Origin of the sequence: Minwuia thermotolerans (assembly GCF_002924445.1) — a bacterium.
Classification (GTDB): domain Bacteria; phylum Pseudomonadota; class Alphaproteobacteria; order Minwuiales; family Minwuiaceae; genus Minwuia; species Minwuia thermotolerans.
Genome location: NZ_PIGG01000040.1, coordinates 41,861 through 56,374, shown reverse-complemented (window position 1 = coordinate 56,374; position 14,514 = coordinate 41,861). Strand labels below are relative to the sequence as shown.

Sequence of the window (14,514 nt, the reverse complement as noted above, 5' to 3'; positions counted from 1 at the left end):
GCAAAGCCGGATTCAGGCAAGATTGCCGGGCGCATGACCGGCCGTCAGAACGTCCGCCGCGGCGCGGCCGGACTGGATCGCCCCTTCGATCGTCGCCGGCAGGCCGGTGGCGGTCCAGTCGCCGGCGAGAACGAGGTTGTCGTACCGGGTCCGGGGCCCCGGTCTGAGGCGTTCGTTGGCCGGCGTCTCGGCGAAGGTCGCCCGCTTCTCCTTCACCACCCGGCCGGGCGGCTCGGCCGCGCCGGAACGGCCCAGCGCCACCGCGACTTCCGGCCAGATCCGGCGCGCGATCTCCTCGGCCGGGGTGTCGGCGAAGGCGTCGGCGGCGCTGACCGTCACCGAGGCGATGTCGCCCTTGATGAACAGCCACTGCGCCAGGCTGCCGGTCAGACCGGTGATCGGCGGAATTCCGGGGTCCGGCGGCGCATCGAGGCGGAAATGCAGGTTCAGGATCATCCGGGCACCCGCCGGGACCGCCTGGCCGGGCAGCAGGTCCGAAGCGGCCCAGGACGGCACGGCGAGCACGACCGCATCCTTCGCGCCGATCTCCAGCCGGTCGTCGCCGGCGCTCAGGCCGACGACCCGGTTCCCGTCCGCTTCCATCCCGCGCACTCGGGTGCGGTAGCGGATCTCGACGCCCCGCCGCGTCAGTTCGGCGAGCGCCGGCTCCACCAGCGCCTCGGCCAGGTTGTTGCGGACGAAGACCGGCCGGGCGTGTTTTTCGCCCCTCGCGAAGGTACGGCGGTAGACTTCGGCCAGCAGCGCCGCCGCGCCTTCGTCGGGCGCGATGTTCAGCGCCGCGACCGTGAGCGGCTCCCAGAAGCGCCGCCAGAGCACGGTGTCGGTCTTCAGGCAATCGGCGACCGTCGCCTCCGGGCCGGCGGCGAGCAGATTCCGGCCGTCGAGCCAGTCGCCCAGGCGCGCGCCCTTCACGCTGCGCGAGCGCTTCAGGATCCACCACGGCAGGCGGCCGGCATTGGGCCTGAGCGTCCAGCGTTCGCCAGTGGCGACGTCGACGAAGGGGTAGCGGGCGGGCCTGGTCACCTCGACGCGATCCCGCGCGCCGATCTCGTCGAGATAGGCGAAGACGTGGGCGTTGGCCGACATCATCAGGTGGTTGCCGTTGTCGATCACCCGGTCGAGGAAGGGATCGTGATAGCTGCGGCAGCGCCCGCCGGCGCGGCTCGCGGTCTCGTGAATCGTGACCTGCCGTCCCGCCGCCGAGAGCGACAGCGCCGCCGCCAGACCGGCCAGGCCGGCGCCGACGACGTGGGCGCGGGCGGCGGTCATCCCAGCCAGGCGCGCAGCGCCCGGCCCGCCTTGGCGAATTTCGACAGGCGGACCGGCGCGGCCGGGTCGCCGAAGCCGCGCGTCTCGAGCCGTTCCAGATAGCCGCGATAGACCGATCCCATGATCAGCGCCGGTTTCAGCTTGCGCCTGTCATGGCGGGCCAGCAGTTCGTCGGCGTCGCGGAAGCGCTGTTTGGCTTCCCCGGCGATCGCTTCGCAGACGGGTTTCAGGCGCGGGTCGCGGACGATTTCCGACGGTTCTTCGGCGGTGATGCCCTGTTCGCGGATCATTTCGATGGGCAGGTAGAGCCGGCCCTCGGCGGCGTCCTCGCCGATGTCGCGGAGAATGTTGGTGAGCTGCAGCGCATCGCCCATGGCCAGCGCGAACTGTGTCGCGTCCGGCTCGCCGAAGATGCGCACCGACAGCAGGCCCACGGCGCCCGCGACGCGCCGGCAATAGAGATGCAGGCCGTCATGGTCCAGCCAGGTGCGGCGGCGGAAGTCCATGTCGACGTCCATCACCATGCCCTCGATCAGTTCCACGAACTCCCCGTGGGGCAGTTCGTAGGCGTCCACCGCCGGCAGCAGCGCCTGCGCCGTGGGGCGGGTGGGGTGGCCCTGATAGAGGGCGTCGATCTCGCGGCGCCATTCGTCCAGGGCGTCGCGCTTGGCCTGTTCCTCGCCCGGCTCGTCGGCGATGTCGTCGATCTCCCGGCAGAAGGCGTAGACGGCGTACATCGCGCGGCGCTCGGCTTCCGGGAGCACCCGCATCCCCAGCCCGAAGGACGTGCCGGACGCCTTGACGATCCGCTCGGCGTGCGCCTGCGCCGCGCGCAATTCCTCCTCGTTCATCTGCGCCCGCCCAGGTGGAAGCGCGCCAGCGCGCCCAGCGCGATCAGCGCCATTCGCGGCTTGCCGAAGGCGACGCGTTTGGCCAGCGGGTCGCGGCGGCGCAGCTCCCCTGTCAGGCGGTCGGCGAGCGCGACGATCACCGCCGATTCCGCGCCCAGCCTGCGGGACTTCAACTGCCCCGGCATCAACCGCGCGCGGTCCATGAGTTCCTCGCAGCCGTCGAGGCACCGGTCCAGCACCTGCCGCAGCGCCGGGCTTGTGGCCGGCGCATCCAGCGCCGTGACGTCCGTCCCGGCCTCGGCCAGCCAGTCCTGCGGCAGGTAGACCCGATTCATCTCACGGTAGTCGTCCTGGCAGTCCTGCAGATGGTTGATCACCTGCAGCGCGTCGCAGAGCGGATCGGAGACGGCGTAATCCGCCGGGTCCTCGCCGTGCAGGTCGAGCAGATAGCGCCCGACCGGAGAGGCCGACAGCCGGCAATAGGCCATCAGGTCGTCCCAGCTTTCGTAGCGCGTCTTGACCGCGTCCTGCCTGAAGGCGCGCAGCAGATCGCGGGCATGGACATCCGCCACGCCCGAGGCGGCCAGGCTGTCGCGCAGCCGGTCCGCCCTGGCGAGGTCCGGATCGCCGGAACCCTGCACCAGCGCCCGGTCGAAGGCGTCCAGGCGCGCGATCTTCTGCTCCGGGGTGAGCGCCGGGTTGTCGGCGATGTCGTCTGCGGCGCGGGCGAAGGTGTAGAAGCAGGCGACATGCGGGCGGAGCGGCTTCGGCAGCAGGAAGGAACCGACGGGGAAGTTCTCGTCCCCCGCGCCCTTGCCCGACGGCGTCTCTACCGCAGCCATGCTCACGCCTTCTTCCTCGCCTGATAGCGGCCCTTCCAGCCGCCGCCCCTGCCGCGCCAGTGCCGGGCGGCGCTGTCGATGGTCATTAGCGTGTACATGAAGCCTGCAAGCGGGAGAAGGGGGGCGAACCAGACCGGCTGGCGGTAGAGCCGGAGCATGGGCACGAAGGCCAATGCCATCAGGCCCCAGGCGGCGAGGCCGGTGCCGGCGCCCGCGACCGCCAGCGCCACGGGTCCGGCGAGATACAGAAAAGCCATGCCGATCACCGTGCCGGCCAGCAGCAGCGGCGAATGGCGGAGCTGCGTGAAGGCCGAACGCACCACCATCTGCCAGACGCCTTTCAGGCCGTCATAGGGTCGGGCGCTTTCGACGGTTTCGGTCAGGCCAATCCAGATTCGCCCCGACCCGGCGTGATGCACCGCGCGCGCCAGGGCGCAGTCGTCGATCAGCCGGTCACGAATGCTCTCCATCAGCCCCGCCTTCTCGACAATTGTCCGCCGCGCCAGCATGCAGCCGCCGGCAGCGGCGGCCGTCCCGTCCGCCGGATCGTTGACCCGGGCGAAGGGGTAGAGCTTGGCGAAGAAGAACACGAAGGCCGGAACCAGCAGCCGCTCCCAGAATGTCGCGACCTTCAGCTTCACCATCAGGGAGACGAGATCGCGGTCGTCGTCCAGGGCGAAGGCGACGAGGCGGCGGAGCGAATCCGGCGGGTGATGGATATCGGCGTCGGTAAACAGGATCCAGTCGGGCTGTTCGGACAGGCTGCGCAGATGCCTGAGGCCCTGTTCCATTGCCCAGACCTTGCCCACCCAGCCTGCCGGCCGTTCCCCGGCGCGCAGGACCGCGGTACGTGTGTCGGCGGCGGCGCGGGCAGCCTCGCCGGTGCCGTCCTCCGAGCGGTCGTCGACGACGACGATCCGCAAGGCGCCCGGATAGTCCTGCGCCGCCAGCCGCCGCACCGTCTCGCCAACGACATCGGCCTCATTGCGCGCCGGCACGACGACCGCGACCGGGGGCCAGGCACCCGGCGTCTCGATATCGTCCGGCAACCGTTCGGCGGCGCGCCAGAAGCGGCCGTGAAACGCCAGCAGGTAAAGCCAGGCGAGTGCGGAAAGGCCGACGATGAGGGCGAGAGCGTCCATGCGCGGCTTGATAGCAGGGGCGCGCGGGACGGGCTATCGCGCCCTGCGCAAATCGCCGAAACTGCCGCCCGGTAGAAGAAGAACACGGGAGGGAGCCGCATGGCCGCCACGCCATTGCATCGCCGCGACGCGCTGGGAATTGCCGAGGACATCCGCGAGGGCCGGACCAGCGCCGTGGAGGCGCTGGAGCATTTCAGGGACCGCGTCGAGCGGCTCAACCCGGTGATCAACGCCGTCATCGCCGACGACTTCGATGGCGCGCGGGACGCGGCGGAAGGGCTCGACCGGCTGCAGCGCCGCGGATATTCCCTGGGCCCCTTCCACGGCGTGCCGATGACGGTGAAGGAAAGCTACGACCTCACCGGTTTCCGGACGACCTGGGGCGACCCGGCCTATGCGGAGAACGTGGCCGAAGCGGACTCGGTGGTCGTGGAGCGCATCAAGCGCGCCGGCGCCAATGTCTTCGGCAAGACCAACGTGCCGCTCAATCTCACCGACTGGCAGTCCTACAACGCGGTCTACGGCAGTTGCGGCAATCCCTGGGATCCTTCGCGGACGCCCGGCGGATCCTCGGGCGGCTCGGCGGCGGCGCTCGTTGCGGGCCTGACCGGGCTGGAGTTCGGTTCCGACATCGGCGCGTCGGTGCGCAATCCGGCGCATTTCTGCGGCGTCTTCGGCCACAAGCCGACCTACGGCATCGTGCCCAAGCGCGGGCACTGGAAGGCGCCGTCCATGGCGCCCTCCGATATTGCGGTCTGCGGCCCGTTGGCGCGCTCGGCCCGGGACCTGAAGGCGGCGTTGCTCGCTGTCGCCGGCGACGACCCCGTCTACGGCGCGGGCTGGAAGCTCGAATTGCCGAAGCCGGAGAAGGACGATCTGGGCGACTTCCGCGTCTGCCTGATGACGACCTCGCCGGTCTCGGACGTGGAGCAGGAGTACCAGGACGCGCTGCGCGATCTGGCCGGGCGGCTGGAGGCCGCGGGCGCGACGGTCGAGGAACGCGATCCGATCGACGTCGACTGGTTCGAATATCACCTCGACTATTTCCGGCTGTTCCGCCCGGTCACCCACAGCCGCCTGCCCCTGGACGCCTATCGCGAATTCCAGGAACTGGTCGCCAACCTGAAGGACGATGACGACAGCTACTTCGCCATGAACGCCCGGGCGGGCACGATCACCTATTACGACTGGGCTGCGGCCGACCGGCGCCGCTACGATTACCGTGACAAGTGGGCGGCGTTTTTCCGCGATTTCGACCTGCTGCTCTGCCCGCAGGCCGCCTCCGCCGCGTTCCCGCGGAACGAGGACCAGCCCAGGGAGGTGCGGGAGCTCGAGATCAACGGCCGCAAGGCCGGCTACAACGACCAGCTCTTCTGGGCCGGCATTTCGGGCGCGGTCTATCTGCCGGGCACGGTCGCGCCCATCGGCCTCGGCGCGAAGAGCGGCCTGCCGCTGGGCGTGCAGATCGTCGGGCCGTACATGGGCGACCTGACGACCATCCGCTTCGCCCACCTGCTGGAGCAGGCCTTCGGCGGCGTTCAGGTCCCGAAGGGCTACGAGTAGGGCGGTCCATCCCCCACCCGGCCTCGCTCTCGCTCGACCACCCTCCCCCTTGGCCAAGGGGGAGGGAAGGGGAGGGGGCGGGGTCGCGGAATTCCGCCATACGCTACTTGCCGGTGAACTTCGCCTTGCGCTTCTCGACGAAGGCGGCGACGCCCTCCCGGTAGTCCTGGCGGCTGGCGCAGGAGGCGAACATCTCGCCCTCCATCTGCAGCTGGCTTTCGAACTCGTTCTGCTGACTGCGGTACATCAGCTTCTTGGCCTGGCCGTAGACGAAGGTCGGGCCATTGGCGAGGCGCGTGGCCAGACGGTCGGTCTCGTCGTCCAGCTCCGCGTCGGGCACGACGAAGTTGACCAGCCCGTGATCGGCCATCTGCTGCGACGTGAAGCGGTCGCCCAGCAGCGTCATCTCCATGGTTTTCTTGATGCCGATGGCGCGCGGCAGGTGGAAGCTGGCGGAGCCGTCCGGCGTCGTGCCGATGTGGACATAGGCCAGCGTGAAGAAGCTGCTTTCGGCGGCGATGATCAGGTCGCAGGCCGCGGCGACCGAGACGCCGGCGCCGGCGGCCGCGCCGCGCACCTTGGCGACGATCGGCTTCGGCATCCGGCGCATGGCGAACATGATCGGATGCAGGTTGTGGATGCGGTTGACGAAGTAGTTCTCGATCTCCGGACCGGAAGCGGTCTTGAGATATTCGTGCATGTTCTTGACGTCGCCGCCGGCCATGAAGTGGTCGCCCGCGCCCTCCAGCACGACGCAGCGCACGCTGTCGTCCTTTTCCAGTTCGTGGAATGTCTCCGACATCATCGCCCGCATGTCCATCGACAGCGCGTTGCGCGCGTCGGGCCGGTTCATCACCACCCGCGCGATGCCGTTCTCGATGGTGGTTTCCAGATCCGCCATGATTGCCTCCCCTGCGTTTTCGGAACCTTGTTCCTGATCTAGCGCACCGCGGGGGCGCTGGAAACGCAAACTAGCGCCGGATGGGCCGCGCATCGCGGCGGGGACGGTCGCGCGCGCGCTCGCGGGCAAGGACGTAGAGGCCCGCGCCCAGGATCAGCGCGATACCCGCCAGCGCCCTCAGGTCCGGAATCTCGCCGAAGATCAGGAAGCCCCACAGGCCGGCGAGCGGCAGGGCGACATATTCGAACGGCGCCACGGTGGCGGCGCTGGCCGAGCGGTAGGCCTGGGAAAGCGCGTAGGCGATGACGCCCGAGGCGATGCCCAATGCCGCGAACAGCAGCCAGTCGTCCGCCGTCGGCCAGGTCCAGGCGCGGAACAGGAATACCAGGCTGCGGTTGTCGACGCCCTCGGCGAAGCGGCCGTCGCCGGCGACCGCGAAGAATGCCAGGCTGACCGCCATGAAAACCCCCTGCAGGTAGACCGCCATGGCGGACGCCTTGGAGAGGCCGCCGAGGCGCCGGGTCATGATCTGGAACAGCGCGTAGCAGAGCGCCGCCAGCACCGGCAGGAGGGACACCAGCAGGCCCGGCCCCTCGCCGGCGGCGGACGGGCGCAGCATGACCAGTACGCCGGCAAAGCCGACGACGCAGGCGATCAGGCGGCGCGGGCCCACAGGTTCGCCCAGCAGCGGGATCGACAGCAGGGTGATGAACAGAGGCGCGACGAAGAAGATCGCCGTCGCCTCGGCCAGCGGCATCACCGCCAACGCCATGAAGAAGCAGAGATTGGCGACCACGATCAGCAGGCCGCGCAGGATGTGCAGGCCGGGCCGCCGGGTCTTCAGGATCGCCCAGCCGCCCTCGAACTGGACCAGGGCGAGGCTGATGGCGATGCCGATGCCGGAGCGGATGAAGACGATCTGGTGCAGCGGATAGCCGTCGGAGAGGTACTTCACCAGCATGTCGTTGGCGGAAATCGCCACCATGCCGAGCAGGATGAAGAAGATGCCGACCAGCGGCCGGTTGCTCTCGTCCGTCGTTGCCGTTGCGCTCATCGTCTTCGGGCTCCTCGCGGACACCCTTCGCCCGTCCGCGCGCCGCAATCAAGCAGGACATGAAGGGCTACGCCGCGGGGGCGCCATGGGTCGTCATGCCCGCCTTGAGCGGGCATCGGACGTAGGGACGATCAAGCCCGGCATCGTCCCGATCCCCGCGCGCCGCTGCGCGGCGGCGGGGATGACATGGAAGAGGCCGCGGGGGTATCGCCGCCCCTACTGCCGCCCCAGCAGACGCAGGCGCAGCGCGTTCAGCTTGATGAAGCCCTCCGCGTCGCGCTGGTCGTAGGCGCCGGCGTCGTCCTCGAAAGTGACGATGGCCTCGTCATAGAGGCTGTTGGGCGAGCGCCGTCCGGTGATCATGACATTGCCCTTGTAGAGCTTCAGCCGGACCTCGCCGTTGACGCGCAGTGACGCGTGGTCGATCGCCGCCTGCAGCATCTCGCGCTCGGGCGCGAACCAGAAGCCGTTGTAGAGCAGTTCCGCATAGCGCGGCATCAGCTCGTCCTTCTGGTGCATCGCGCCGCGCTCCAGCGTGATGGACTCCATCGCCCGGCGGGCGTGGAACAGCACCGTGCCGCCCGGCGTCTCGTAGACGCCGCGGGACTTCATGCCGATGAAGCGGTTCTCGACGATATCGAGAATGCCGATGCCGTTCTCGCCGCCCAGGCGGTTGAGCTCTGTCAGCAAGGCCGCCGGCGAGAGTTTCTTGCCGTCGATGGCGACCGGGTCGCCCTTCTCGAACTGGATGGTGATCTCGGTCGGTTTGTCGGGCGCGTCCTCGGGCTTCACGATCCGGGTCAGGATCAGGTCGAGGTCGGCCTCCTGCCACGGATCCTCCAGGATGTTCCCTTCCGATGAGATGTGCAGCAGGTTCGCGTCCTGGCTGAACGGGGCCTCGCCGCGCTTGTCGCGGGGGATCGGGATCTGGTGCTGTTCGGCGAACTCGATCAGCTTCGTGCGGCTGGTCAGGTCCCATTCGCGCCAGGGGCTGATCACGTGGATGTCGGGTTTCAGGGCGTAGTAGCCGAGCTCGAAGCGGACCTGGTCGTTGCCCTTGCCGGTTGCGCCGTGGGCGACGGCGTCGGCGCCGACTTCCTTGGCGATCTCGATCTGGCGCTTGGCGATCAGCGGCCGGGCGATGGACGTGCCCAGCAGGTAGGTGCCCTCGTAGATCGCATTGGCGCGGAACATCGGGAAGACGTAGTCGCGCACGAATTCTTCCCTCAGGTCGTCGATGTAGATCTGTTTCACGCCCAGCAGCTCGGCCTTGGCGCGGGCCGGCTCCAGTTCCTCGCCCTGACCGAGATCGGCGGTGAAGGTGACGACCTCGCATTCATATGTCGTCTGGAGCCATTTCAGGATGACCGAAGTGTCGAGGCCGCCGGAGAAGGCCAGCACGACCTTGTTGATCTTGTCTTTCGTCATTTGCGGCCCCCGCAATCATGTTGTCATCCCCGCCGCCCAGCAGCGCGGAACGCCGGCAAGCCGGACCTGAGGTTCGAGGCCGTTCGCTATCGCCCCGCCTTCGAGCCGTCAAGCGGCGCGCGTCGGTGCGGATGACGGGCGAAGCCGATTGCCGGTCTCACCTGCCCCTCCTATCGTTGCGGAATGGGATCGCAGGACAATGGCGAAGGGGTGTCCCGACTCGAGGTCCGCGGGCTGGGTTCGGCCGTCATCCGCGACGTCTCGCTCCGTCTCGGGCCCGGTGAGGGGCTGGCCGTCACCGGCCCTTCGGGCAGCGGCAAGACCAGCCTGTTCCGCGCCATCGCCGACCTCGATCCGAACGAGGGCGAGGTGCTGCTTTCCGGCGAGGCGCGCAGCCGCATGCCGGCCCCGGAGTGGCGCCGGCGCGTCGCCTATGTGCCGGCCGAGCCGGCCTGGTGGCTGGAGACCGCAGGGGAGCACCTGCCCGAAGGCGGCGCGGCGATGGCGAAGCGGCTCGGGCTTGCGCCGGCGCTTCTGGGAAAGCCGGTTGCGTCGCTTTCCACCGGCGAGCGCCAGCGTCTCGCCCTGGCCGCGGCCTTCGCCCGCGCGCCGCAGGTTCTGCTTCTGGACGAACCGACCTCGGCGCTGGACGAGGCCAATCGCGGCGATGTGGAGGACGCGATCCTGGAGATGCTGGCCGGCGGCGCGGCGCTGCTCATCGCCAGCCATGACCCCGCGCAGGTGGGACGGCTGGGACTGGCCGTCCTGCGCATGCAGGACGGCCGGGTGGCGGAGGCAGAATGAATTCGCGCCTGACCCCCTCCCGATCTCACGGCATTGCCGCTCGATCACCCTCCCCCTGCCAGGGGGAGGACAGGGTGCGGGTCGATCCCGCTGTCCGGGACGAGGTGTCTCCATGACCATCGACCCGGAGAACTGGGAGGTCTTGCTCGCCGCGGTGTTCCTGGTGATCAACGCGGGACTGTCGCTGGCGCTGAATCTCGGCTTCGTGCGGCAGATGACGGTCGCGGCGCTGCGCATGGTGGTGCAGATGGCGCTGATCGGCCTGGTGCTGAAGGTGATCCTGACCACGAAGTCGCCGGGCCTGACGGCGCTGGTCGCGACGGTGATGCTGGCGGTTGCCGGCTACGAGGTCATGGCGCGGCAGGAACGGCGGCTGAAGGGGGTCTGGGGCTATGGTCTGGGCGCGGCGACCATGCTGCTTGGCGCGTCCGTGGTGATGCTGTTCGCGCTCAACGTCACCATCCGCCCCGATCCCTGGTACGACCCGCGCTACGCCATTCCGCTGTTCGGCATGATGCTGGGCAACGCCATGACGGGCATCGCCATCGGCCTGAATGCGCTCGCCAACGACCTGGCCAGCCGCCGCGCGGCGGTAGAGGCCCACCTGTTGACCGGCGCCACGCGCTGGCAGGCGCTGGCCCCGTCCATGCGCCGCGCGGCGCGGGCCGGCCTGATCCCGATCATCAACGCCATGGCCGCGACGGGCGTGGTCTCCCTGCCGGGCATGATGACCGGACAGATCCTGGCCGGCGCCGACCCTGAGCAGGCCGTGCGCTACCAGATCCTGGTCATGTTCCTGATCGCCGGCGCGACCGGCATCGGACTAGTCGTGGCCCTGTGGGGTGCGGCCTGGCGGCTTTCCGACCGCCGCCACCGCATCCGTCTGGACCGGCTGACCGGGTGAGTTCCTGCCCGGTCTTGCCGGAATTGCCCGATCCCCCCACCTCAGAAGCCGGCAGGACATGATGGAGCGACCGAATGACGAACAAGAAGAATGTCGTCCTGATCGCATTGCACCCGGACGCGGTGAACTACCGGCGCTGGCCGGGGCTGGACGCGGACCGGCTGCGCCGGCAGCTGGAGGAGCAGAAGCATGCTCTCGAGGAGGAGGGCGTCGACGCCGCCCTCTGTCTCGTCGACAGCGGCCGCACGGCTTCCGAGGCCGTGACCGAGGCGCTGGATCGGCGGCCCTATGATTGCGTGGTGATCGACGCGGGCCTGCGCGCGGACGACGAGCGGTTCCCGCTGTTCGAGAAGGTCCTCAATCTGGTGCACGAGCATGCGCCCACGGCGAACATCTGCTTCAACACGGGTCCCGAAGACACGGTGAACGCGGCGCGGCGCTGGCTCTGACGCCGCTTTCCCGCGTTGGCGGGCGCGCGGATTCGCTCTAAGAATCGCCGGTCCGGCGTCGTGAGCGTCTGATTCGCCGATCCGCAGCAACGGGGCCCCGCCATCGCCGACCAAGGCCGCCATAACCGACGCCTCAGGGCGGGGGCGCTCTTCGGCCTGGTCAACCGGGCCGCGCTGGGCTTTCTCAATATCGCCGTGGCCATGGTGCTCACCCGGCTGCTGAGTCCGGCGGATTTCGGCTTCTACACGGTGTTCGCACAGATCGTCGCCGTCGGCGCCATGCTCCAGAGCTTCGGCATGCAGACCGGCGTCACCAAGCTCGCCGGGATCGCCGGTGGGGCGGGGGCGTGGGACCGGGCGCGGGCGATCCTGAAGGCGACGGCGCTGATTTTCGCGGCCGTCGGCATCGCGCTGACCGCGGTGCTGCTCGGTCTCTGGCCAGCGATGGAGGCGTCGCTGTTCAAGCGCGAACTGGGCTGGCTGATGGCCGGCCTCATCGCCGTGGTGATCCTGACCCGTGCGGCCGAGGAGATCGGCTCAGCCTTCCTGCGCGGTGTCGGACGGGTGCGGTCGGGCGCCCTGCTGCTGTCGGCGCCGCGCGAGGGGCTGGTGTTTCTCGCGGCCCTCGCCTTGCTGGCCGGCGGCCAGGCCGCCGGCGTCTGGGCGGTGGTCGAGATCTACGCCGCCGCGTCGGCCCTGATCGCGCTGCTGACCATGGCGCTGTGCCTGCGTTTCGTGGCGCGGCACAGCGGCGGCCCGCCGGCGGACGAGGCATTCGGCGCGCGGCATCTCGCCATGCTGTCCGCGCCCATGCTGCTGCACTCCTCCGGCGCGCTGGTGCTGAAGGCGACCGACGTCTGGATCCTCAGCCTCTACCGCGACGCCACGGAAGTCGCGCTCTATGGCGCCGCGATCCGGGTCACCAACCTGGTGATCTTCGGCCTGTCGGTCATCAACATGGCCCTGCCGCAGCTTCTCGCCGCGCTGCATGCGGAGGGGCGTATCCGCGATTTCGAGCGCATGGCGCGGATCGCGGCCACCTGGTCGACGGTCGTCTCGGTGCCGGTCTTCGTGCTGATCGTGCTGTTCGCCGAACCCATGCTCGATCTGCTGTTCGGCGCCCCCTACGGCGAGGCGGCGACGGTTCTCATCATCCTCGCGGCCGGCCATGTGGTCAGCGCAGTGGTCGGCAGTCCCGGCATGATGCTGCAGATGGCCGGGCACCAGAACCTGATGTCGGCGCTGACGCTGGGCGCGCTGGCCGTGAACGTGATCGCCAATATCCTGGTCGTGGAGCAGCACGGCGCGACCGGCGTCGCCGTGGTCACGGCGCTGACCATCACCGCGCGCATGGCCCTGCATACCTATTTTGCCTGGCGGCTGACCGGCGCGCTATCGCTGCCCGACCCGAAGACGCTGACCTTCGGCGCGTTGCGGTCTATCCTGCGCCGGCGATGACCGTCCCCCTCGAACAGCGCCAGATCGTCTTCCTGATGTACGAGAACAGGTCGGGCTCGACCTTTCTCGCCAGCCGCCTCGACAAGCATGAGGAAGTCGCGGTTACCATCGAGACGGAGGCCTTCGCGGATCTGCTGGAAACAGGTCCGGCGATCCGTTCGGCGGCGGACGTCGACCGGGTGGTGGAGACGTTCTTCGGCGACGAGAAGTTCGGCCAATGGGGCGTCGGGCGCGAGGAACTGCGCGCGCGGCTGGCGGGACTCGCCATGCCGGCGCCTTTCGAGGCGATCGTCCGCGCCGTTCTGGACCTGCATTTCGCCGGCGCGGCGGCGCCCTGCTACCTGGTGAAGGGGACGCGTCTGACCCACCACATCTCCCGTCTCAGACGGGAGATACCGTCGGCGAAATTCCTCCATATCATCCGAGATCCCCGCGGCGTCTTCGGCAGCCAGAAACAGTCCGTCGGCTCCTACACCGCGCGGGCGATGAACGAGGACCCGCTGGACGCCGGACGGCGCTGGGCGGCCAATGCGCGGCGCGTGGACCGGGTGGCGGGCCCGGACCTGATGGAGGTCCGCTACGAAGACCTGATCACCGCCTATGACGCTACCATGGCGGCGGTTCGCCGCTTTGTCAGCCGTGCGGACCTGCCGCCGCTGGGTAACGCCGCCGGACCGCAAGGCGACGCCTATCTGGCGCGCATTCCCGAGGATCAGCGTCATCTGCACGGGAACCTCGCCGAGAAGCCGAAGGCCGACCGCATCGAGGCCTGGCGGCAGGAACTCACCGACGTGGAGATCGCGCTGACCCAGCAGGGCGCCGGCGAGATGCTTGCGAAGAAGGGATACGAACCCGACATGACGGCCGGACGCCGCGCCGGCCGCGTGAATCTTCTGGCGCAGCGTTTCCGCCTTGCCGGACGCACGGCCTGGCGGCGGATCGCAAACACCTGGCGCTATGCGGCGACGGGCAGGTTGCTCTGGCGCATACGGGTGGTCCTGTATCGCTGGCGCGCGGGCTGGTGACCGGCGGGCGGGGCGCGGGTCAAACATGCTTTGACATCCCTGCCGGACAGTGGCTATTGACCGCCGTCCGAGAATCCATGGTTGACACCGAACAATTGCGGAGCTGCCGTCATGGCGAAACCCGAATGGGGCACCAAGCATAGCTGCAGCAATTGCGGCACGAAATTCTACGACTTCAACAAGACGCCACTGGTCTGCCCGAGCTGCGGCACGGAGAATCAGCCCGTCGTCGTGTTCAAGCAGCGCCGTCCGACGCAGGAGGAGAAGGTCAAGAAGCCGGCTCCGAAGAAGGTCGAGAAGGAAGTCGACGACGACGATGATGACGGCACGCTTCTGGAGGATGACGACGAGGACGAGGCCCTCATCGAGGACGACGACGACGAAGATGACGAGGACGACACCGCGTCCTCCGACGTCGACAGCGAGGATAACAACGAGCCGATGGACCTCGACGAGGAGAAGGAGGTCATCCTCGATCCGCTGGATTCGGATTCGGATTCCGACGACGACGAGGAAGACGATACCGCCGTCACCGACGATGAGGACGACGAGGAACGGTAAGGTCCAATCCGGGCTTGCAATCCCTTCGGGGCTTGCATAAAACCCGCTTCCTCGAAGGCACGGGCCGCGGCTCGTGCCCCCGGTGGGGCCATAGCTCAGTTGGGAGAGCGCTTGAATGGCATTCAAGAGGTCGGCGGTTCGATTCCGCCTGGCTCCACCATTTTTCCCCTCCGTTCGCATCTGAGGCCCGCGACCTTCGGGCCGCTTGCGTCCCCTTTCGCCGAACCCATCTGACCGTCCAG

The 14,514-nt window shown here is 68.8% G+C and carries 14 protein-coding genes and 1 tRNA gene; 8 read left to right on the top strand and 7 right to left on the bottom strand.

Features of this window, described 5'->3' with window-relative positions; genetic code table 11:
- Window positions 1-12: 12 nt before the first annotated feature.
- The 4 genes from hpnE to CWC60_RS13055 are packed head-to-tail and all read right to left on the bottom strand — an operon-like array spanning window position 13 to window position 4,125.
- Window positions 13-1,290 (bottom strand): hydroxysqualene dehydroxylase HpnE, encoded by a 1,278-nt coding sequence (hpnE, locus tag CWC60_RS13070; protein WP_109794388.1) that lies wholly within the window; start codon window positions 1,288-1,290, stop codon window positions 13-15.
- Window positions 1,287-2,141 (bottom strand): presqualene diphosphate synthase HpnD, encoded by an 855-nt coding sequence (hpnD, locus tag CWC60_RS13065; RefSeq protein ID WP_109794387.1) that lies wholly within the window; start codon window positions 2,139-2,141, stop codon window positions 1,287-1,289. The genes hpnE and hpnD overlap by 4 nt, the downstream gene beginning before the upstream one ends.
- The gene (hpnC, locus tag CWC60_RS13060) at window positions 2,138-2,983 is read right to left on the bottom strand and encodes a squalene synthase HpnC (RefSeq protein ID WP_164516529.1); all 846 of its coding nucleotides are present in this window, start codon (window positions 2,981-2,983) and stop codon (window positions 2,138-2,140) included. The genes hpnD and hpnC overlap by 4 nt, the downstream gene beginning before the upstream one ends.
- A 2-nt stretch (window positions 2,984-2,985) precedes the next feature.
- The gene (locus tag CWC60_RS13055; protein ID WP_109794385.1) at window positions 2,986-4,125 is read right to left on the bottom strand and encodes a glycosyltransferase; all 1,140 of its coding nucleotides are present in this window, start codon (window positions 4,123-4,125) and stop codon (window positions 2,986-2,988) included.
- 99 nt (window positions 4,126-4,224) lie between these two features.
- Here CWC60_RS13055 and CWC60_RS13050 point away from each other — a divergent pair, with 99 nt between their 5' ends.
- Entirely contained in the window at window positions 4,225-5,688 is a 1,464-nt protein-coding gene (locus CWC60_RS13050) for an amidase (RefSeq protein WP_109794384.1), read from the top strand.
- Between the two features lie 103 nt (window positions 5,689-5,791).
- Here the strand turns inward: CWC60_RS13050 and CWC60_RS13045 are convergent, their stop codons facing one another.
- The 3 genes from CWC60_RS13045 to CWC60_RS13035 all read right to left on the bottom strand — a co-directional run bounded on the left by CWC60_RS13045 (window position 5,792) and on the right by CWC60_RS13035 (window position 9,071).
- Entirely contained in the window at window positions 5,792-6,589 is a 798-nt protein-coding gene (locus CWC60_RS13045; RefSeq protein WP_164516528.1) for an enoyl-CoA hydratase/isomerase family protein, read from the bottom strand.
- Between the two features lie 70 nt (window positions 6,590-6,659).
- Entirely contained in the window at window positions 6,660-7,643 is a 984-nt protein-coding gene (locus CWC60_RS13040; RefSeq protein ID WP_109794382.1) for a DMT family transporter, read from the bottom strand.
- A 216-nt stretch (window positions 7,644-7,859) separates the two neighbouring features.
- The gene (locus tag CWC60_RS13035) at window positions 7,860-9,071 is read right to left on the bottom strand and encodes an argininosuccinate synthase (RefSeq protein ID WP_109794381.1); all 1,212 of its coding nucleotides are present in this window, start codon (window positions 9,069-9,071) and stop codon (window positions 7,860-7,862) included.
- Window positions 9,072-9,281: 210 nt separating this feature from the next.
- Between CWC60_RS13035 and CWC60_RS13030 the strand changes: the two genes are divergently transcribed.
- From CWC60_RS13030 to CWC60_RS13000, 7 genes are all read left to right on the top strand, one after another.
- A complete protein-coding gene (locus CWC60_RS13030) occupies window positions 9,282-9,875 on the top strand; it encodes an ABC transporter ATP-binding protein (protein WP_206419917.1) in 594 nt (197 codons plus the stop codon).
- 112 nt (window positions 9,876-9,987) lie between these two features.
- Window positions 9,988-10,779 carry an ABC transporter permease gene (locus CWC60_RS13025; RefSeq protein ID WP_109794379.1) on the top strand — a complete coding sequence of 264 codons (792 nt, stop codon included), beginning with the start codon at window positions 9,988-9,990 and terminating at the stop codon, window positions 10,777-10,779.
- 74 nt (window positions 10,780-10,853) lie between these two features.
- Window positions 10,854-11,228, top strand: coding sequence for a hypothetical protein (locus tag CWC60_RS13020; RefSeq protein WP_109794378.1), 375 nt, complete (start codon window positions 10,854-10,856; stop codon window positions 11,226-11,228).
- Between the two features lie 201 nt (window positions 11,229-11,429).
- Window positions 11,430-12,686, top strand: a complete 1,257-nt coding sequence (locus CWC60_RS13015; RefSeq protein WP_109794377.1) for a lipopolysaccharide biosynthesis protein — start codon at window positions 11,430-11,432, stop codon at window positions 12,684-12,686.
- On the top strand, window positions 12,683-13,711 hold the full coding sequence (locus tag CWC60_RS13010) for a sulfotransferase (RefSeq protein ID WP_109794376.1): 1,029 nt from the start codon (window positions 12,683-12,685) through the stop codon (window positions 13,709-13,711). Before CWC60_RS13015 ends, CWC60_RS13010 begins: the two co-directional genes overlap by 4 nt.
- 111 nt (window positions 13,712-13,822) lie before the next feature.
- Window positions 13,823-14,272, top strand: coding sequence for an FYDLN acid domain-containing protein (locus CWC60_RS13005; RefSeq protein WP_109794375.1), 450 nt, complete (start codon window positions 13,823-13,825; stop codon window positions 14,270-14,272).
- An 84-nt stretch (window positions 14,273-14,356) separates the two neighbouring features.
- Window positions 14,357-14,432: transfer RNA gene (locus CWC60_RS13000), tRNA-Ala, on the top strand.
- Window positions 14,433-14,514: the final 82 nt, after the last annotated feature.